We start from the raw sequence: 19,561 nt of genomic DNA on the forward strand, positions 1-19,561 counted from the left end.
TCGGTAGCCTGCTGACCGTGGCCCTCTATCGCAAGTACCGACCGGCGACCTTTGCGGAGGTGGTGGGGCAGGAGCACGTCACCGAGCCGCTGTCGACCGCGCTGGCGGCGGGCCGCATCAACCACGCGTATCTGTTCTCCGGTCCGCGGGGCTGCGGGAAGACGTCGTCGGCGCGCATCCTGGCCCGGTCGCTGAACTGTGCGCAAGGTCCGACGGCCACCCCGTGCGGGGTGTGCGAGTCATGCGTCGCGCTGGCGCCCAACGGGCCCGGCAGCATCGACGTCGTCGAACTCGACGCCGCCAGCCACGGCGGAGTGGACGACACCCGCGAACTGCGGGACCGGGCGTTCTACGCGCCGGCCCAATCCCGCTACCGGGTGTTCATCGTCGACGAGGCGCACATGGTGACCACCGCGGGGTTCAACGCGCTGCTCAAGATCGTCGAAGAGCCGCCCGAGCACCTGATCTTCGTGTTCGCCACCACCGAGCCGGAGAAGGTGTTGCCGACGATCCGTTCGCGCACCCATCACTACCCGTTCCGGCTGCTGCCGCCGCGCACCATGCGCTCGCTGATCGCGAGCATCTGCGAGCAGGAGGGTGTCGTCGTCGATGAGGCTGTGTACCCGTTGGTGATTCGCGCCGGCGGTGGTTCACCGCGCGACGCCCTCTCGGTGCTCGACCAGCTGTTGGCCGGCGCCGACGGTAACCGGGTCAGCTATCAGCGGGCGCTGGCGTTGCTGGGTGCCACCGACGTCGCCTTGATCGACGACGCCGTCGACGCGCTGGCCGCGGGCGACGCCGCGGCGCTGTTCGGGGCGGTGGAGTCGGTGATCGACGCCGGTCACGATCCCCGCAGATTCGCCACCGACCTGTTGGAACGATTCCGTGATCTGCTTGTGCTGCAAGCGGTTCCAGACGCGGTCACCCGGGGCGTGGTGGACGCGCCCGAAGACGTGCTGGACCGGATGCGCGATCAGTCGGCCCGGTTCGGTGCAGCGACGCTGACCCGTTACGCCGAGGTGGTGCAGGCCGGGCTGGGCGAGATGCGCGGTGCGACGGCGCCACGCCTGCTGCTGGAAGTCATCTGCGCGCGGCTGCTGTTGCCGTCAGCCAGCGACACCGAAGCGGCACTGCTGCAACGTATCGAGCGGATCGAGACCAGGCTGGACATGTCGATCCCGGCGACCCCGAAGAGACCCAACCCGCCGGCGAAAGCGCCTGAGCCACAGCCTGAACCAACTCCGAAGCATCCGAAGCAGACGTCACCGCCACCGGCTCCGACGTCGGGTGAGCCCGGAGCGGCCGCGGTGCGAACCCTGTGGCCGACGGTGCGCGAGAAAGTGCGTCAGCGCAGCCGCACCACCGAAGTGATGCTGGCCGGGGCGACCGTTCGCACCGTCGAGGGCAACACCCTGGTGCTGACCCATGAATCGGCGCCGCTGGCCAAGCGGCTGTGCGAAGGCCGCAACGCCGACGTCATCGCTGAAGCGCTGAAAGACGTGCTGGGCGTGGACTGGCGGGTGCGCTGCGAGCCGGGCACGCCGACGCTTAACGATCCGCCCGACCCGGCGCCGGCCGACGAGGAAAGCATGCTGGCCGAGGCCGGACGCGAGGATGCGTCGGCACCGCGGCGCGATCCGGAAGAAGCCGCCCTTGAGTTGCTGCAGAACGAGCTGGGGGCGCGACCCATCGATAACGGCTAGCCGGGCACTCGGCTAGGGTTGCCACCAGGGCCGCAGCGGCAGGCCGCCGTCGTTGCCGCGCTTGTCTGCCTTGACCGCCAGGACGTGGTGCAGCTGCAGCTTGTTTTGTTCGAAGCCCACCCGTGAAGCGGCCATGTACAAGCCCCAGATCTTGGCGGTCGGCAAGCCGACCTCGGCCACTGCTTCGTCCCAGTGCGCCACCAGGTTTGCGCACCAGTCGCGCAACGTCATGGCGTAGTGGTGGCGAAAGTTCTCCTCGTGCAGCACCTCGAGGCCGACCTCTTGGATCTCGGTGATGATGCGTCCGGATCCGGTCAACTCGCCGTCGGGAAAGACATAGCGGTCGGTGAAGCCGCTGGCATGAAATGTCGAGTAATTGTCGGGGCGAGTAATGCAGTGGTTGAGCAGCAGCCCGCCGGTGCGCAGTTTGGAGCTGAGGAAGGCGAAGTACGCCGGGTAGTTGCGCACACCGATGTGCTCGGTCAGCCCGAGCGAGGAGACCGCATCGAAACCGCCCTCGCGCACGTCGCGGTAATCCAAATGCCGCACCTCGGCCAGGTCGGACAGTCCGTCGGCGGCGATGGCCTGTTGCGCCCAGGCGGCCTGTTCGGCCGACAGCGTGGCGCCGAGCGCCCGAACGCCGCGCCGGGCGGCGTAGCGAACCATGCCGCCCCAGCCGCAGCCGACGTCGAGCAGCCGGTCGCCGGGTTGAAGACGCAGTTTCTCGAACACCAGCCGATACTTGTTCTCCTGCGCTTGCTCCAGCGTGGCGTCCGGGTCGGGATAGACCGCGCAGGTGTAGGTCATCGACGGGCCGAGCACCCATTCGTAAAACGTGTTGGACACGTCGTAGTGGTGGTGGATGGCCTCGGCGTCGCGAGTCTTGCTGTGCCGCAATCCCTCCGCGATCCGCCGCCATCGGGGCAGGGCCTCCTGCGGCGGCGGGGCGATGGGCACCAACCGCTCCAAGCCGATCGAACGAATCACGTTGGCCAGTGTTCGCGGTGACGGTCGCTTGAATTCGAGCTTGTCGGCCAGCGTCTTGAGCAGCTCGTAGGGATCCCCCGGGTGAACGCCGTGCGCCGCCAGATCGCCCGAAACGTAGGCACGGGCCAACCCCAGTTCGCCCGGCGCGGTGGCCAGATAGGTGGTGCCGCGCGGAGTCAGCAGGTCCAGGCCCAGCACGGCGTCGTCGGGGCCGGCGCTGCTGCCGTCGTACGCGGTGAATTTCAGTGGCTGGCCGTTACTTTCGGTCAAGAGGGCTAGGATCTCGGCCAGGCTTAATTTGCCTCTGGTGCTAGGGGTGTGCTCTTTGAGCGTTGTCATCGTCGTTGCACCGCCTTTGCGTACAGGTCTAAAAGACGCGAATCCGGGTCGTAGGTTTTCTTGACCGTTTTGTACGTCTCCCCGCCGTAGAGCTCGTCGAACTCTTCGCGGGTGTAGTAGGAATCGGAGTACAACGACTTGTGCCCGTCGAGCTCGGCGACCTTGGCTTCGATCGACCGGTTCGTCGCGCCTTCGGTTTCGCCGGCCGGCACTGAGGACCAGAAGCCGATGTTGACGTAGGTGTGGCCCGGCCGGATCGGGTACAGCGGCCAGCCCTCCTGATCGCGGAGCCGCAGCGGACACAGCCAGATCGGCGTGATCGGCACGTTGTCGAGGAACCACGCCAGGAACTCGACAGTCCGCTCGATCGGCACCTCGACGTCTTGCACCACCCGTTCGCGGGGCGGGTTGCCCCGGCGCTTTTCGATCCGGTTGCTGATATCGAAGCGGCGCTCGAGCGCGGCCAGCTTCCAGTAGACGCTGCTGCGCCGGTAGCGGCGCGGCCACCACCGCCTGATGCGGGGGTTCTGGGCGCCGAACGAGCGCGAACACCAAAACCAGTCGGTGTCCCAGCGCCAGAAATAGTCGTGCATGGTCAACCGGTCTTCTTTGACGCCGTCGTCGTGCTGGATGGACCGGTAGAAGATCTGCTGCCCGGTGTAGTCGCTGACCGGGCCGGGCGTGGTGGTGCGCACGCCGATGCACAGGTAGCTTTCGTCGGCGGCGAACACCACGCCGTCGAGGTAGTCGGCCGGCACGCCGTCGAACCCGCCGGTGTCGATGATGCGGTCCATCGCCGCAGCCATGTCCTGTAGCGAATGGAAGCGAAGGTGCCGAAGCGCCACGAACGGCTTGACCGGCTCTAGTTCGATTCGAATCCTTGTCGAATAACCCAGGGTGCCATAGGAATTCGGGAACGCCCGATACAGGTCCGGATAGTTTTGTGGTGAGACGGTGAGCAATTCGCCTGCGCCGGTGAGGATGTCCATCTCCTGCACTGATTCGTGCGGCAACCCGTTGCGAAACGACGCCGATTCGATACCCAAGCCCGTGACCGCCCCGCCCAGGGTGATCGTCTTTAACTGCGGCACCACCAGCGGGGACAGGCCATACCGCAGGGTCGCGGCGACCAGGTCCTCGTAGGTGCACATCCCGGCCACGTCGGCGGTGCGGTTATCCGGGTCGATTGAAATGACATTCGTCAACCCGGAGGTGTCAAGTCCGGGGGCGTCGCGCTTGGCGCGGGCGCGGAACAAATTCGAGGTGGGCTTGGCAAGACGGACGGACGCCGTCGCGGGAATCGAACGATAGCTCTTCAACAACCGCTCAACGCCCGCCCGGTGAACCTCTTGCGCGGCTGCAGGAACAGGCATCGCATATAGCCTAGTCCCCGACAGTGGCCCCTGCACGGTGCCGCAAAACGGTGTCGGTGCATTTGCAGCAAAGGAGTCTTGCCTGATGGGACAGGTCAGCGCAGCCAACACGATTTTGATCGACGCGGCGCCGCAGGCTGTATTAGCTGCCGTCGCCGACTACAAGGAAGTCCGCCCGAAGATCTTGTCCGCGCACTACCGCGACTACGAGGTGCTGCAAGGTGGCCAGGGACAAGGGACGGTGGCCAAATGGAAGCTGCAAGCCACCAAATCCCGGGTCCGTGACGTACAGGCCAACGTCGACGTCGCCGGCCACGCCGTTATCGAAAAGGACGCCAACTCGACGATGGTCACCAACTGGACGGTGGCTCCGGCGGGGAACGGCTCCAGCGTCACCGTCAAGACCACGTGGACCGGCGCGGGCGGGGTGAAGGGTTTCTTCGAGCGGATCTTCGCGCCGCTGGGGCTCAAGAAAATTCAGGGCGAGGTGCTGGCCAACCTCAAGAAGCAGCTGGAGACCTGACCTGACTGCCCAGAAAGCCGGCGATGCCCTTGACCACGGCGTCGGCGTACTTCTGCCGGCCCGCGGGAGTGGTCATCAGCACCGAGTCGGCGGGATTCTTCATGTTGCCGCATTCGACGAGCACCGACGGATACTGCGCCAGGTTCAGGCCGGCCAAGTCGGAGCGGCCGTACAGACCGTCCTTGCCGATGTAGTTGGCCGGCGGGATACCCGAGCCTTGTAGCTGATCCCGCATGATCCGGGCGAATTGCACCGACGGGCCGGCCTGGGCCTGGTTGAGCGGCGGCGCCGAGTAGTTGACGTGGAATCCCCGCCCGGTCGGCGGACCGCCGTCGGCGTGGATGGACACGATCGCGTTGGGATGCAACGCGTTGGCCATGGCGGCGCGCTGGTCGACGCACGGGCCCACCGAGGTGTCGTCGCCGCGTGACATCGCAGTCCGCGCGCCGAGTGCGTTGAGCGCGGCGCGGATCCGCAGCGTGGTGTCCCACGCGAAGGTGTGCTCAGGGTAGCCGTCGTCGGTTGAGGTTCCGCTGGCTTGGCAATCCTTGGTGCCGCCACGGCCGGTGGGCACCTGGCGGCCGATCGAGGCGTCGTTGGCCCCGTTGTGGCCGGGGTCGAGGAAAACGATCATGCCGGCGATGCTGGTAGGAACTGCCCTGGCAGTCGGGCCCGCGGGCATCGGTCCGGCGACCAGTACGCCGAGAGCCGTCGCGATCCCGACACGCAGGCAAACAGATACGCGCACCGCGTCACGGTAGCCCGGCTCCGTCTAGGCTTGAGGTTTCGAACCGCCCATGAACCCGGGGTGAAACCAAGTCGAGACCAACACGCAAGGGGATTGTCATGCAACCCGGAGGCCAGCCCGACATGTCGGCGTTGCTCGCGCAGGCACAGCAGATGCAGCAGCAGCTGATGGCTGCCCAGCAGCGACTCGCCAGCTCCGAGGTACACGGCAAAGCCGGTGGGGATCTGGTTGAGGTCACCGTCAAGGGCAGCGGCGAGGTGGTCGCGATCAAGATCGACCCCAAGGTCGTCGACCCCAACGACGTCGAAACGCTGCAGGATCTGATCGTCGGCGCGTTGGCCGATGCCTCCAAGCAGGTCACCAAGATGGCGCAGGAGCAGCTCGGCCCACTGGCCGGAGGAATGGGCGGCGCGCCAGGTGTTTGAGGGGCCTGTCCAAGATCTCATCGACGAGCTCGGCAAGCTGCCGGGTATCGGGCCAAAGAGCGCGCAGCGCATCGCATTCCATTTGTTGTCCGTTGAGCCGCCGGAGATCGACCGGCTCACGGCCGTGCTGACGAAGGTGCGCGACGGCGTGCGGTTCTGCGCGGTGTGCGGCAACGTCTCCGACGACGAGCGCTGCCGAATCTGTTCCGATACCCGTCGCGATGCGTCCGTGGTGTGTGTTGTCGAGGAGCCCAAAGACATCCAGGCCGTCGAGCGCACCCGCGAATTCCGGGGCCGCTACCACGTGTTGGGCGGGGCGCTGGATCCGCTGTCCGGGGTCGGTCCCGAGCAGCTGCGGATCCGGGAGCTGCTGAATCGGATCGGTGAGCAGGTCGACGGGGTGGACATCACCGAGGTGATCATCGCGACCGATCCCAATACCGAGGGCGAGGCGACCGCGACCTACCTGGTGCGGATGCTGCGCGAGATTCCCGGCCTGACCGTGACGCGGATCGCCTCCGGCCTGCCGATGGGCGGCGATCTGGAGTTCGCCGACGAGCTGACCCTGGGCCGTGCGCTGGCCGGCCGCCGGGCGATGGTCTAATTGCGCGCGGTTTTTGCTCGCCCGTTTCGCCGAAATCGACGCTAGCGCGACGCTCTCTCGCACTTTCCCGCGCTGGTGTCGATCTCGACGCAGGAAGCAGCTAGGCCCGTGACTGGAAATTAACGTCAGGCCCCTCTAGCTGCTGGCATTAAGCTAATAACGATCTTGTAAGCCTTGAGGGGGTGACTGTGCCTGAGCCGTTGCGGGTCGATCCGACCGAGCTGCACCTGATCGCAGGACGACTCGAAGGACACACCAGTGATTTTCTGGCCGCACACAGCGGATCGCATTGGCGCGCCGCTCAAGTTTCTATCGGGTCCGGTGCGGCCAGCGCCGCGCTGCGGCAAATGCTGTGCAAGTGGGAAGACGACGGTGGTCATTTCGCTGCGCGGCTCACAAAACACGCCGAGGACCACCGCGAGGCTGCAGTGAGGTACATCAACACCGACACCGTCGGCGCCGATGCGATCGATGCGGCTGATCCTGCACCGTGAGGTGAATCAGTGTCCTTGACATTGAAAGAACTTTTGGAATGGGCTCCGGAAATCGCGGATTTGGCTAGTGCGACTCGCGGTCTTGCCGTCAACCACACCAATTCGGCCGAGTTCCTTCACGGGTTGACCAAAGTCTCGACCTGGGAGGGCCACGGGGGTGACGCGGCTCGAACATCGATGGCGGCGACGGCTGGTGATCATTACGAAGCGGCACAGAACTTCGGACTAGCTGCTCTTGGCATGGAGCACGCGCATCAGGAAGCCGACAACTTGGCTGATGAGATCAAGGGCATTCTTAACGATGCTGACGAGCGGCCATCGGTAGAGATCAATACGTCGACTAATGAGGTAATCCCCCCGAACACCGACTCCCTTGACGAGGAAGCAGCGGCAAGCGTGGCCGCCAAAGTGACTAACTTGCAAGAACGGGTGGCGGCCGCGCTTGCGAAAAGCGAACAGGTGGACGCCGACTTGGCGCGTGCGATTGTCATTGCGACCCAGGGACCCGACAGTGCCGCTGCAAGAGACTTGACAACCACGGACGGTGGCGCCGCTGCGTACCCAGCTCCTACAGCTAGATCCGGCGAGCAGCCACCCAAAGATGGCCAAAGCCAAGCCATGGCAGCTGACGGTGGCGCTGCGCAGTTGCCAGCAACGCCGGTACCAGCGAACGGTCAGCTACCGCAGCAAGGTGCCGTGCCTTCGCCGCAAGCGATGGACACCCACATCAGCAATTTGGGTGACGCGATCGATAAATCCGCCGGGACCGCAGCTCAATACGCCGCCATCCCGCGACAATCAGCAGGTCTTGGTCCTACTCAAGGGCAGCTAAACCGGGCGGCAGCACGTGGGTCGGAAATTTGGGAGGACGTCAGTAAGGTCGGCAAACGACTCGGTTACACGGGCTACATCCTTGAGGGCGCCAACGGTGTAAATGAAGCCAAAAACGAGGTAAGCGAGGGAAAGCCGGTCGGGGACGCTGTGGTTGATGTAGCACCCAAGACCGCTGGGAGCATCGCGGGTGGTTTTGTGGGGGCTGCGACAGGTGCTGAATATGGTGCCGGGATAGGTGCCGCTGCAGGTACCGTAGTTCCTGGTATAGGTACTGCCGCTGGTGCTGCAGTTGGTGCTGGAATCGGCGCGATCGTTGGCGGGATAGCTGGCAGCGAGGTCGGTAAATCTATGGGTGAAACGGTTTCAAAGGGCTGGCATGCCGCATTCGATGATTAAGTGTTTCGCTGAATGGTAAGCCCGCACGCTGAATCGTATATCGCGATCGCAATATTGATCACCATGGGCACGGCGCTATTCGTTGAACCTCGTAATGGAAAATTGCAAAAGTGGATCTATTGGTGCTTCGCACCACTCATTGCAATCACTCTACTGGCGATCGCGTTCCAAAGTGTGCTAGGCGGTCTAGGCATGGGGTTAATAGTGATACTGTTGCTGTTCGGCGGCTACCTTCGCTACAAGGTCTAATTGCACGCATTTAATTTCTCGCAGACAGGAGTTGGATGTGTTTGCCTGGACACGGCCTCTGACCGCATTCCTTGCGTCCTTATTTGTGATTGGTGCCTTAGTGGCCTGCTCAACGAACCGCATGTCCAGCGGTGGGGCCGAGTCCTCAGCATTGCAAACCGCAACTCCTGACAGCCGATGCGTTGACCCTGGAGTACCCTTGGTGCGCTTGCACTCCGAAGCGACGGACGAACCGCTGCTCGCCATCCCTAAGCCGGCCGGATGGACGTTCTCGACGAGAGAGAACTCTTCGTTGGTTCGCGGTGCCCTCTCGAAACCAAGTTTGGAGGCCAGTGGTTTCACTCCGAGTTTCGTGGTGGCACTGGCGAATGTCACCGGTGACGCAAGCACACCAGAACAGGCACTTGATACTGAGCGCGCCGGGCGTGCCCAGAAGGTCAAGATAGACAACGACGAACCGGGCACACAGTGCGGCTACCCGAGTAGAACGCTCACTTACACCTATGAAGGCCGGGCGAGCACCACGTTGATGATCGCAGCCGAAGACGAACTCCAAAACATTTGGATTTCGACCGTTGACACGCAAACCATCGAGCCAAATAACCCGGAATATTTGGCCGCCAAGCGCACGATCTTAGACGGGTTCCAATTCAGCTTGCCGAATAACAATCAGTAACTTACGCCCGCAGCCGCTCGCGGCGTAGCAACTCCACCTCGGGCAGCTCCAGCGGCGGCAAGTCCCCGACCACGCGCGACAGCAGCAGATCGGCGAGCTCGGGATTGCGGGCCAGGCACGGCCCGTGCATGTAGGTGGCGACGACGCTGCCCTGCACCACACCGTCGATGCCGTCACCGGCCCGGTTGCCGGCGCCCCGGCGCACCGCACCCAGCGGCGAGGCCGCGGGACCCAACACCGTGCCGCCGCGGTGGTTTTCGAAGCCGGTCAACGGCTGTGTCAACCCGTCCAGCAGCGGCTTGCTGACCACCTCGCCGATGGTGCGCTTGGGCTGCGGCGAGGTGGTCGCATCGATCAGGCCGACGCCGTCGACCCGCTCACCCGCCGACGTCTCATACCACTGGCCGAGCACCTGGATGGCCGCGCAGATCGCCAGCACCGGCGCGCCGCGGGCCGCGGCGCGCTGCAGGCCGGGATGCTTGATCAAGTGCCGGGTCGCCAGCCGCTGCGCATAGTCCTCGGCCCCGCCCAGTGTGTACAGATCCAGCGACTCCGGCACCGGCTCGGACAGCGTGATCTCGACGATCTCAGCGTCGATGCCTCGCAGCAGCAGCCGTTGCCGCAGCACTACCGCGTTGCCGCTGTCGCCGTAGGTGCCCATCACGTCGGGCAGCACCAGCCCGATGCGCACCGTTATCGCAATCTCCGCTGCAGCTGCAAAAACGCGGTGTAGTTGGCGACGACCTCGACATGCCCGGGCGGGCACGACGCGATGGCCGCCACCGTGTCGTGCACCAGGGTGTGCTGCACGCCGGCGTACCCGAGCCGCACCGCCAGGTCCGTCCCGCGTTCACCGGCGGCCACCACGCGCACACCCTCGAAGTGTTCGAAGCGCACGTCCCACAACCAGGACAGGTCTTCACCGTCGGGCACTTGTCCGTTGACCGCGATGACCACCCCGGCGGCGTGCTTGTCCACCATCGACAGCGCTTCCTGCCAGCCGGCGGGGTTCTTGGCCAGCAGCATCCGCACGTCGTGCTCCCCGACGCGCACCGTGCGGTACCGTCCGGCGACCTCGTCGACCGCGCCGACGGCCGACACGGCCAGCGCCGGATCGGCGCCCAACGCGACGGCGGCCGCCACCGCCTGGGCGGCATTGCCGCGGTTCACCGCGCCGGGCAGCGCCAACCGCATCGGCAATTCCAGCCCGTCGGGCCCGTGCAGCGTTTCGTCGTCGAACCACCAGTGCGGGGTGGGGCGCTTGAAATCCGCTCCGGTGGAATACCAGTGCGCGCCGTCACGGACGATCACTTCGCCGCTGCGCGGGCAGCTCACCGAGTCGGCCGACCACCCGCCGCCGGCGGCCACCCACACCACGTTGGGACTGTCGTAGGCGGCCGACGTCATCAGCACGTCGTCGCAGTTGGCGACGACGACTGTCTTGGGGTGGCGGGCCAGCCCGCCACGCAGCGTGCGTTCGATCACGTTGATTTCCCCGACCCGGTCGAGCTGATCGCGGGACAGATTGAGCAGCACGACGACGGTGGCGTCGACCGCATCGGCGACGTGCGGCACATGCATCTCGTCGACCTCCAGCGCCGCCAGCGCGGCGTCGCGGTGCGCGGCCAGCGCGGCCACCAGCCCGGCGTCCATGTTGGCACCTTCGGCGTTGGTGGCCACCGCGCCGAGTGTGCCCAGCGCGGCGGCGGTCATGCGGGTGGTCGTCGACTTGCCGTTGGTCCCGGTGACGATCACGGTGCGCCGGCCTTCACCCAGCTGACGCAGGATCGAGCGGTCCAGGGTCAGCGCCACCAGGCCGCCGATCATGGCGCCCGCACCGCGGCCCGTCGCCCGCGATGCCCACCGCGCCCCGGCCCCGACGGCCAGGGCGAGACGACCTCGGGCGGTGATCACGGGGGCACTTTAACTTCACGACACGGGCCGCAGCGAACCGGCGATGTCGCCGAGACATGCCATCCTCCCCTTATGGGCATCGCTTGGGGTCGGCCAGCCAGTGAACCCAGCGCGGGCTGGGCGGTCATCGACGTCGAAACCTCGGGCTTCCGGCCAGGTCAGGCGCGGATCCTCAGCCTGGCGGTGCTGGCGCTGGACGCCGGCGGGCGAATCGAGGAGTCCGTCGTCAGCCTGCTCAACCCGGAAGTCGACCCGGGCCCCACCCACGTGCACGGCCTGACCGCCGCGATGCTCGAGGACCAGCCGCAGTTCGTCGACATCGTCGACGACGTGGTCAAGCTGCTCGACGGCCGCACGCTGGTCGCCCACAACGTCGCGTTCGACTACTCCTTCCTGGCCGCCGAGGCGGAGCTCATCGACACCGAATTGCCCATCGACAGCGTCATGTGCACGGTCGAGCTGACGCGCCGACTCGACCTTGGTCTGGACAACTTGCGGTTGGAAACGCTGGCCGCGCATTGGGGAGTGACCCAGCAGCGGCCACACGACGCGTTTGACGACGCCCGGGTGCTGACGCACGTGCTGGGAGCCGCCCTGGAGCGGGCGCGTGAGCGCGATATCTGGCTGCCGGTTCGCCCGGTCGGCCGTCGCCGCTGGCCCAACGGGCGAGTCACGCACGACGAGCTGCGCCCGCTGAAGATGCTGGCCTCCCGGATGCCCTGCCCGTACCAGAACCCCGGCCCGTATGTGCGAGGCCGGCCGATGGTGCAGGGCATGCGGGTAGCGCTGGCCGCCGAGGTGCAACGCACCCACGAGGAACTGGTCGAGCGGATACTGCACGCCGGGCTGGCCTACACCGACGCCGTCGACCGCGAGACGTCACTGGTGGTTTGCAATGAGCCCCGGCCGGCACACGGCAAGGGATACCAAGCCCGGGAACTGGGTGTCCCGATGGTTTCCGACGCGCAGTTCATGGACGGCGTCGGTGCCGTCGTGGGCGGGACCGGCATCGAGGAGTTCGTCGACGTCAACGAGCCGGGCGAGCAGTTCGCGCTGTTCTGATTACTCGCTTCTCATCTGCTTGCGCGGTTGACCGCTGACACGACGGCACGCAGCGACGCGGTGGTGATCGACGGTGCAATACCCACACCCCAAACGGTCCGGTCCCCAACGCGCGCCTCGACATAGGCCGCGGCCTGCGCATCGTCGCCGGCGCTCATCGCATGCTCGGAATAGTCCAGCACCGCCACCTCGAAGCCGACATGGCTCAGCGCGTCGACGAATGCGGCCAGCGGGCCATTGCCGGTTCCGGTGATCTCGGTGTCGGTCCCGTTGATCTTCACGGTCGCGGTGACGGTGGTGCTTCCGCCGTCCTCCTCGGCAGCGTCCACCCGTTGCCTGATCCGCTCCAGCGGCCGCACCGGGGCCAGATACTCCTCGGCGAACGCGTCCCACATCTCCTTCGACGACACCTCGCGGCCTTCGCCGCCGGTGCCCTCCGCGATCTTCTGGATCACCTGGCTGAACTCGATTTGCAGTCGCCGCGGCAGCGCCAGCCCGTGGTCGGTCTTCATGATGTAGGCCACGCCGCCCTTGCCGGACTGCGAATTGACCCGGATCACCGCCTCATAGGTGCGCCCGACGTCGCGCGGGTCGATCGGCAGGTACGGCACCTGCCACAGCATGTCGTCGACGTCGCTGTCGGCTTCGTCCGCCGCCACCTTCATTGCGTCCAGACCCTTGTTGATGGCGTCCTGGTGGCTGCCGGAGAACGCGGTGTACACCAGATCGCCGCCGTAGGGGTGGCGTTCGTGCACCGGCAGCTGGTTGCAGTACTCCACCGTGCGCCGGATCTCGTCGATGTTGGAGAAGTCGATCTGCGGGTCGACACCGCGGGAGAACAGGTTGAGGCCCAGCGTCACCAGGCAGACGTTGCCGGTGCGCTCGCCGTTGCCGAACAGGCAACCCTCGATGCGGTCCGCCCCGGCCTGATACCCCAATTCGGCTGCGGCGACGGCGGTTCCGCGGTCGTTGTGTGGATGCAGGCTCAGGATGACCGACTCCCGGTTGGCCAGATTGCGGTGCATCCACTCGATCGAGTCGGCGTACACGTTGGGGGTGGCCATCTCCACCGTGGCGGGCAAATTGAAGATGATCGGGTTGTCCGGGGTGGGGCCGATCACCTCGCCGACGGCGTCGCACACCTGCTTGGCGTATTCCAGTTCGGTACCGGTGTAGGACTCCGGCGAGTACTCGAATCGCCATTGTGTGCCGGGATATTTCGCCGCCTCTTCGACGCACTTGCGGGCGCCTTGCACCGCGATGTCCTGCACGGCCGCCCGGTCGGCGCGAAAAACCACCCGCCGCTGCAGGATTGACGTCGAGTTGTAGAAGTGCACGATCGCCCGCGGTGCGCCTTCGCAGGCCTCGAAGGTGCGCTCGATCAACTCGGGACGACACTGGGTCAGCACCTGGATCGTCACGTCGTCGGGAATGACGCCCTGCTCGATGATTTCGCGGACGAAGTCGAAATCGGTCTGGCTGGCCGACGGGAATCCGACCTCGATCTCCTTGTAGCCCATCCGGACAAGCAGGTCGAACATCCGGCGTTTGCGGGCCGGGCTCATCGGGTCGATCAGCGCCTGGTTGCCGTCGCGCAGGTCCACCGCGCACCACATCGGTGCTTTGTCGATAACCCGGTCGGGCCAGGTGCGGTCGGCTAACCGGACGGGTTCGACCTCTTCGGCGAATGGACGGTACCGGCCGATGGGCATCGACGATCCGCGCTGGGTGTTCCAGGCGGGCTGGCCGGGGTTGGGTGCGCCGGTGGGTTTGGTGATGCTGCGGGCCGACCTGAATTCGTCGACCGGTGAAGGAAAGCTAGTCACGGTGATTGCTCCGGGGTGTCAAGAGGGACATCAGACCGGCGCATCGCGAACTCCCGCGACGGGAAGCCGGTCTGGGAATCAGACCCCGCCGCGGCGTCCGAGAAGGAGCACCCACTGCACGATGTGAACTCTACCGCTACCGGCGCTCCAGCCAAAACCGCAGGACAGGCCGTCGGCTGTTACGATCGGCCATCGTGGCACCTGACCAGCCCCGCACGCCCTGGTATCGCAACTCCGTGGTGCTGTTGAGCATCGTGCTGATAGTTCTGGTCCTGCTGATCATCGTGGGCATTGTCGCGCTGTTCGGCGGAAACAAGGGCGGTGCGCCCTCGGTGCCGACGCCGTCTGTGACGACCACCTCCGGGCCCTCCACGACCACGTCCGAGCCGACCACCACGTCCGAGCCAACAACCACCACCACGACATCGGACGGGTTCCACTTGCCCTCGACGATCGAGTTGCCGTCGCTGACGATCACGCTGCCGTCGTTGCCGTAGTCGGGCGGCGCAAGCGAGCACGTATTCTGTTGACGACCTGAAAACCCGCAGCAGAGAAGGGCAGCAGTGGCGCTCGTCGTGCAAAAGTACGGCGGATCGTCGGTGGCCGATGCCGACCGGATCCGCCGGGTCGCCGAGCGCATCGTCGAAACCAAAAAGCAGGGCAACGACGTCGTCGTGGTGGTTTCCGCGATGGGCGACACCACCGACGATCTGCTGGAGCTGGCCCAGCAGGTCTGCCCGGCTCCGCCGGCGCGCGAACTCGACATGCTGCTGACCGCCGGCGAGCGGATCTCCAACGCGCTGGTGGCCATGGCGATCGAATCGCTGGGCGCCAAGGCCCGCTCGTTCACCGGATCACAGGCCGGGGTCATCACCACCGGCGCGCACGGCAAGGCCAAGATCATCGACGTCACCCCGGCCCGGCTGCGGTCCGCGCTCGACGAGGGATTGGTCGTGCTGGTCGCCGGGTTTCAGGGTGTTAGCCAAGACACCAAGGACGTCACCACCCTCGGGCGCGGCGGGTCGGACACCACTGCGGTCGCGCTGGCCGCAGCGCTGCACGCCGACGTCTGCGAGATCTACACCGACGTCGACGGGATCTTTTCGGCCGACCCTCGCATCGTGGCAAATGCCCGCCGGCTCGACACCGTCACTTTCGAAGAGATGCTCGAGATGGCCGCGTGCGGGGCCAAGGTGTTGATGCTGCGCTGCGTGGAATACGCCCGCCGCTACAACATTCCGGTACACGTCCGGTCGTCGTATTCGGACCAGCCGGGCACCGTCGTCACCGGATCGATCAAGGACATACCCATGGAAGACCCCATCCTGACCGGCGTCGCGCACGACCGCAGCGAGGCCAAGGTCACCATCGTCGGCATCCCCGACATCCCCGGTTATGCGGCCAAAGTGTTCCGCGCGGTCGCCGACGCCGACATCAACATCGACATGGTGTTGCAGAACGTCTCCAAAGTCGAGGACGGCAAGACCGACATCACGTTCACCTGCCCACGCGACAACGGCCCGTTTGCGGTGGAAACGCTGGACGCGCTCAAAGATGAGATCGGCTTTTCTCAGGTGCTTTACGACGATCACATCGGCAAGGTGTCGCTGATCGGCGCCGGCATGCGCAGCCATCCCGGGGTCACCGCCACGTTCTGTGAGGCATTAGCCGGGGTCGGCGTCAACATCGACCTGATCTCCACTTCGGAGATCCGGATCTCGGTGTTGTGCCGCGACACCGAGCTGGACAAGGCCGTCGCCGCACTCCATGAGGCGTTTGGATTGGGCGGCGAGGAGCAGGCGACGGTGTACGCCGGGACGGGGCGGTAATGGTCGCCATCGGTGTAGTCGGTGCCACCGGCCAGGTGGGCCGGGTGATGCGGACGCTGCTCGACGAGCGTGACTTCCCGGCGAGCACTGTGCGGTTCTTCGCCTCGGCCCGCTCGCAGGGCCGCAAGCTGGCGTTCCGAGGGCAGGAGATCGAGGTCGAGGACGCGCAAACCGCCGACCCCAGTGGATTGGACATCGCGCTGTTCTCGGCGGGCGCGGCGATGTCGCGAGTGCAGGCGCCGCGCTTCGCCGCCGCCAACGTGACCGTCATCGACAACTCCTCGGCATGGCGCAAGGATCCCGACGTGCCGCTGGTGGTGTCCGAGGTGAATTTCGCCGCCGCACGACACCGGCCCAAAGGCATCATCGCCAACCCGAACTGCACCACGATGGCGGCGATGCCGGCGCTCAAGGTGCTGCACGACGAGGCGCGGTTGGTGCGTCTGGTGGCCTCGACGTATCAGGCCGTGTCCGGCAGCGGGGTGGCCGGGGTGGCGGAGCTGGCCGAGCAGGCCCGCGCCGTGGTCGACGGCGCCGAGCAACTGGTGCACGACGGCAGCGCGCTGGCTTACCCGGCGCCCAACACCTACGTAGCCCCGATCGCGTTCAATGTCGTTCCGCTGGCCGGCAACCTTGCCGACGACGATTCTGGTGAAACCGACGAGGATCAGAAGCTGCGCAACGAAAGCCGAAAGATCCTCGGCATCCCGGACCTGCTGGTCAGCGGAACTTGTGTGCGGGTTCCGGTGTTCACCGGTCACTGCCTGTCGATCAATGCCGAGTTCGCTCAACCACTTTCACCCCAGCGGGCCCGCGAGTTGCTCGACGGCGCACCGGGCGTCAAGCTGGTCGACGTGCCGACGCCACTGGCCGCTGCCGGTGTCGACGAGACGCTGGTCGGCCGGATTCGCCAGGACCCGGGTGTTCCGGACGGGCGCGGCCTGGCGCTGTTCATCGCCGCAGACAATCTGCGCAAAGGCGCAGCGCTGAATACCATTCAAATCGCCGAGCTGCTGGCCGCCGAATTGTGATCCGGGGTGAGCTCACCCGCACGCCCCGCGCTCCTGGTCGCCTGTTTGCTTGCGCTGCTTAGCATTTCGCCTGCCCACGCTGATCCACCCGCGCCGATGCCCAGGCCGGTCCTGCCGCCGCTGGCGCCCGGCGAAGTGATTCGGATCGGTCCCACCGCCGGAACCGGCACGCCCACACGCGATTACGGCATCGGTGCCACTGACTTGTGCGAATTCATGGAATTTCCCAGTGAAGTGCTGCAAGTCTGCGGCGACAGCTTCGCCGGCGAAGGTGTCGGGTTCGGCGGCTGGTACTCACCGATCGCTCTGCGCGTCGACATGTCGTCGGTCGACGACCCGGGTGGGGTGCGCTACACCGGTGTCAGGGGAGTGTGGGAGCCACTGCTGGCCGACCCGGCGCCGCCGGGAACCTCGCAGATACCCGCCGGCGTGGTGCAGATCAACCGGCAGAACTATCTTCTGGTAACCACCACCAAGGAGTTGGTGCCGCAGAATTCACGGTTGGTGAAAGCCGCGCCGACGCAGGCGTTTTGGCAGACCGTTCCCGGTTCGGTTCGAGACGGCGGCTATCAGGACGGCGGCCAGACACAGATCAGCGGCTACTACGACCCGATTCCAACGCCCGACTCGCCGAGCGGATGGGTGTACATCGTCGCCGACAGCTTTCAGCGCACCCATCCGGTCACGTTGTACCGGGTCGCACCGGAGAACTTCGAGGACCGGTCCCGCTGGGAGGGCTGGGCGGCCGGACCCGACGGCGGGTGGGGCAAACCACCAACACCGTTGTGGGACGAGCAAGTTGGCGAGATGAGCTTCCAGCAAATCGACGGCAAGGCGGTGCTGTCGTATTTCAACGCCAGCACCGGAGACATGGAAGTGCGGGTCGCCAACGATCCGACCTCGCTGGGCACCGCGCCGGTGACCACCGTTGTGCAACATGACGACTGGCCCGATCCGGCCGAAAGCTTGCCGCCGCCGCACGACAATCGGCTGGCCCAGCCCTACGGCGGCTACATTTCCCCCGGTTCTACGCTCGACGAGTTGCGGGTGTTCGTCAGCCAATGGCACAACAGCGATCCACGCGCCCGCGCGCCCTATCGGGTGATCCAGTTCGCGGTCAATCCGTTCAAGCCCGAATAACCGGCGATTCAGAGCTATGACTCATAGCTGGTTCATAGCCGGCACCTAGCTGCCACTATCGGTTGGGCGCGCATCATGCTTCCCATGAGTGAAACACCTGAAACAACATCCAGGTCGGCCGCGGTCGACACCGCGCCGCCCGCGAAACCGTACTGGCTTTACAGGTTCGCGGCGTGGGTGGTGATCGTCGCCGGCATCGTGTTCATCGTGACGACCGTTTTCTTCGCCGGCTACCGAATCGCCGGCCACCATGGTCACCACCACCATCACTGGCATCACCACCACGCGATGTTCCACCATCGCCCAGGTGGCGGCGGACCGGGCGGCGGGCCCGACAGCAGCGCCGTTCCCGGACCCGCACAGCCACCGCAGTCCGTCACCCCGACCACTGCTCCGGCTCGCCCGTAATCAACCCAAGTGTTCCTTCACCGGCCCGGCGCCCCACAAGTCCCGTAGTGGGGCGCCGGGCTCATCAACACTCGCGACCAGCCTTGCGGTAAGGCATGATTTGCAACCATGAGCGACACACCTCGGCCGGCCCGGCCAGACAGGCTCTATCAAGTCGCGGCGTGGGTTGCAATCGTCGCGGGACTCGTCTTCATCGCGGCGGCGGTGCTGTTCATCGTGTGCATGTTCTGGTGNAGCCGGTGAGGCCCGGCCCCCTGATCGGGGTGCGGGTGTTGGCATGATCGAAACCATGACCATCGACGTCTTCGCCGAGGCCTGACCGTGCGAGTGGCTGCAGTGGTGATGAGCATCGGCTTGGCAGTGGCGGTCGCACCGAGCGCGGCGGCCGACCCCTCGGTGCCCGGCGTGGTGAACTACGCGGTCATGGGCAAGGGATCGGTCGGCAACATCGTCGGCGGACCGATGCGTGCGGAGTCGGTGTTCACCGAGCCGTTCCAAGGGTTCTGGGTCGACAATCCGGTGTGCAACAACTGGGCGGACATCGGCCTGCCCGAGGTGTACAACGACCCCGACCTCGCGTCGTTCAACGGCGCCAGCACCCAGACGTCGCCGACTGACCAGACTCATCTGGTCAAGCAGGCGGTCGGCGTGTTTGCCACCAACGACGCCGCGGAGCGGGCCTTTCACCGCATCACCGACCGCACCGTCGGCTGTTCCGGGCAGACCACCGGCATGCATTTGGAAAGCGGCGTCACCGAGGTCTGGTCCTTCGACGGTGGGCCGCCGGGGCCCACCGACGCGGCCTGGACCAAGCAGCAAGCCGGCACCGATCGGCGTTGTTTCACCCAGACCCGGCTGCGCGAGAACGTGCTTTTGCAGGCCAAGGTCTGCCAATCGGGTAACGGCGGTCCGGCGGTGAACGTGCTGGCCGGAGCCATGGAGAACGCGCTCGGGCAGTAAACAGCCGGCTCAGGGGGAATATGTCGGACCCCTCTGGAAG

20 protein-coding genes are annotated in these 19,561 nt (G+C 65.8%); 14 read left to right on the plus strand and 6 right to left on the minus strand.

Translation table 11 applies throughout. From position 1 onward, the window contains the following. Nucleotides 1–17 precede the first annotated feature (17 nt). Nucleotides 18–1,703 (plus strand): DNA polymerase III subunits gamma/tau, encoded by a 1,686-nt coding sequence (locus tag MSP7336_RS06875; protein ID WP_069397190.1) that lies wholly within the window; start codon nt 18–20, stop codon nt 1,701–1,703. Between the two features lie 12 nt (nt 1,704–1,715). On the opposite strand, the gene MSP7336_RS06880 is transcribed toward MSP7336_RS06875, so the two are convergent. Both MSP7336_RS06880 and MSP7336_RS06885 read right to left on the minus strand, forming a co-directional pair. Further along, on the minus strand, nt 1,716–3,029 hold the full coding sequence (locus tag MSP7336_RS06880; RefSeq protein WP_069397191.1) for a class I SAM-dependent methyltransferase: 1,314 nt from the start codon (nt 3,027–3,029) through the stop codon (nt 1,716–1,718). After that, on the minus strand, nt 3,026–4,402 hold the full coding sequence (locus tag MSP7336_RS06885) for an FAD-binding oxidoreductase (RefSeq protein WP_181786610.1): 1,377 nt from the start codon (nt 4,400–4,402) through the stop codon (nt 3,026–3,028). The genes MSP7336_RS06880 and MSP7336_RS06885 overlap by 4 nt, the downstream gene beginning before the upstream one ends. 85 nt (nt 4,403–4,487) lie before the next feature. On the opposite strand from MSP7336_RS06885, the gene MSP7336_RS06890 reads away from it, so the two are divergent. Beyond that, the gene (locus tag MSP7336_RS06890) at nt 4,488–4,925 is read left to right on the plus strand and encodes an SRPBCC family protein (protein WP_069397193.1); all 438 of its coding nucleotides are present in this window, start codon (nt 4,488–4,490) and stop codon (nt 4,923–4,925) included. On the opposite strand, the gene MSP7336_RS06895 is transcribed toward MSP7336_RS06890, so the two are convergent. After that, complete coding sequence (locus MSP7336_RS06895; protein WP_113963354.1) at nt 4,903–5,673, minus strand: Rv3717 family N-acetylmuramoyl-L-alanine amidase; 771 nt, start codon at nt 5,671–5,673, stop codon at nt 4,903–4,905. The genes MSP7336_RS06890 and MSP7336_RS06895 overlap by 23 nt on opposite strands. A 98-nt stretch (nt 5,674–5,771) precedes the next feature. Between MSP7336_RS06895 and MSP7336_RS06900 the strand changes: the two genes are divergently transcribed. The 5 genes from MSP7336_RS06900 to MSP7336_RS06920 all read left to right on the plus strand — a co-directional run bounded on the left by MSP7336_RS06900 (nt 5,772) and on the right by MSP7336_RS06920 (nt 9,351). Further along, nucleotides 5,772–6,098 carry a YbaB/EbfC family nucleoid-associated protein gene (locus tag MSP7336_RS06900; RefSeq protein ID WP_069397195.1) on the plus strand — a complete coding sequence of 109 codons (327 nt, stop codon included), beginning with the start codon at nt 5,772–5,774 and terminating at the stop codon, nt 6,096–6,098. Continuing rightward, entirely contained in the window at nt 6,091–6,702 is a 612-nt protein-coding gene (gene recR, locus MSP7336_RS06905; protein ID WP_113963355.1) for a recombination mediator RecR, read from the plus strand. The genes MSP7336_RS06900 and recR overlap by 8 nt, the downstream gene beginning before the upstream one ends. A 182-nt stretch (nt 6,703–6,884) precedes the next feature. After that, entirely contained in the window at nt 6,885–7,196 is a 312-nt protein-coding gene (locus tag MSP7336_RS06910) for a hypothetical protein (protein WP_113963356.1), read from the plus strand. Between the two features lie 15 nt (nt 7,197–7,211). Then, nucleotides 7,212–8,426 carry a hypothetical protein gene (locus MSP7336_RS23545; RefSeq protein WP_181786612.1) on the plus strand — a complete coding sequence of 405 codons (1,215 nt, stop codon included), beginning with the start codon at nt 7,212–7,214 and terminating at the stop codon, nt 8,424–8,426. Nucleotides 8,427–8,883: 457 nt separating this feature from the next. Then, nucleotides 8,884–9,351: a hypothetical protein gene (locus MSP7336_RS06920; protein ID WP_142706759.1), complete on the plus strand. Its 468-nt coding sequence runs from the start codon at nt 8,884–8,886 to the stop codon at nt 9,349–9,351. 1 nt (nt 9,352) lies between these two features. Here the strand turns inward: MSP7336_RS06920 and MSP7336_RS06925 are convergent, their stop codons facing one another. After that, nucleotides 9,353–10,042 (minus strand): type 1 glutamine amidotransferase, encoded by a 690-nt coding sequence (locus MSP7336_RS06925; RefSeq protein ID WP_113963358.1) that lies wholly within the window; start codon nt 10,040–10,042, stop codon nt 9,353–9,355. Between the two features lie 2 nt (nt 10,043–10,044). After that, nucleotides 10,045–11,265, minus strand: a complete 1,221-nt coding sequence (locus MSP7336_RS06930; protein ID WP_113963359.1) for a Mur ligase family protein — start codon at nt 11,263–11,265, stop codon at nt 10,045–10,047. Nucleotides 11,266–11,337: 72 nt separating this feature from the next. Here MSP7336_RS06930 and MSP7336_RS06935 point away from each other — a divergent pair, with 72 nt between their 5' ends. Beyond that, a complete protein-coding gene (locus MSP7336_RS06935) occupies nt 11,338–12,327 on the plus strand; it encodes a DEDDh family exonuclease (RefSeq protein WP_113963360.1) in 990 nt (329 codons plus the stop codon). Nucleotides 12,328–12,338: 11 nt separating this feature from the next. Here MSP7336_RS06935 and leuA read toward each other — a convergent pair whose 3' ends face one another. Further along, complete coding sequence (gene leuA / locus MSP7336_RS06940; RefSeq protein WP_425325767.1) at nt 12,339–14,159, minus strand: 2-isopropylmalate synthase; 1,821 nt, start codon at nt 14,157–14,159, stop codon at nt 12,339–12,341. 188 nt (nt 14,160–14,347) lie between these two features. Here leuA and MSP7336_RS06945 point away from each other — a divergent pair, with 188 nt between their 5' ends. The 6 genes from MSP7336_RS06945 to MSP7336_RS06970 all read left to right on the plus strand — a co-directional run bounded on the left by MSP7336_RS06945 (nt 14,348) and on the right by MSP7336_RS06970 (nt 19,521). Further along, entirely contained in the window at nt 14,348–14,650 is a 303-nt protein-coding gene (locus tag MSP7336_RS06945; RefSeq protein WP_181786614.1) for a hypothetical protein, read from the plus strand. Between the two features lie 66 nt (nt 14,651–14,716). Beyond that, the gene (locus MSP7336_RS06950; protein WP_069397207.1) at nt 14,717–15,982 is read left to right on the plus strand and encodes an aspartate kinase; all 1,266 of its coding nucleotides are present in this window, start codon (nt 14,717–14,719) and stop codon (nt 15,980–15,982) included. After that, nucleotides 15,982–17,013, plus strand: coding sequence for an aspartate-semialdehyde dehydrogenase (locus MSP7336_RS06955; RefSeq protein ID WP_113963362.1), 1,032 nt, complete (start codon nt 15,982–15,984; stop codon nt 17,011–17,013). Before MSP7336_RS06950 ends, MSP7336_RS06955 begins: the two co-directional genes overlap by 1 nt. Before the next feature lie 96 nt (nt 17,014–17,109). After that, nucleotides 17,110–18,153 carry a DUF4185 domain-containing protein gene (locus MSP7336_RS06960; RefSeq protein WP_113963363.1) on the plus strand — a complete coding sequence of 348 codons (1,044 nt, stop codon included), beginning with the start codon at nt 17,110–17,112 and terminating at the stop codon, nt 18,151–18,153. An 84-nt stretch (nt 18,154–18,237) separates the two neighbouring features. After that, nucleotides 18,238–18,561 carry a hypothetical protein gene (locus MSP7336_RS06965; protein ID WP_113963364.1) on the plus strand — a complete coding sequence of 108 codons (324 nt, stop codon included), beginning with the start codon at nt 18,238–18,240 and terminating at the stop codon, nt 18,559–18,561. 321 nt (nt 18,562–18,882) lie between these two features. Further along, nucleotides 18,883–19,521, plus strand: coding sequence for a sensor domain-containing protein (locus tag MSP7336_RS06970; protein ID WP_113963365.1), 639 nt, complete (start codon nt 18,883–18,885; stop codon nt 19,519–19,521). Nucleotides 19,522–19,561: the final 40 nt, after the last annotated feature.

It is taken from the genome of Mycobacterium shimoidei (assembly GCF_900417275.1).
In the GTDB taxonomy this organism is placed as follows: Bacteria; Actinomycetota; Actinomycetes; order Mycobacteriales; family Mycobacteriaceae; genus Mycobacterium; species Mycobacterium shimoidei.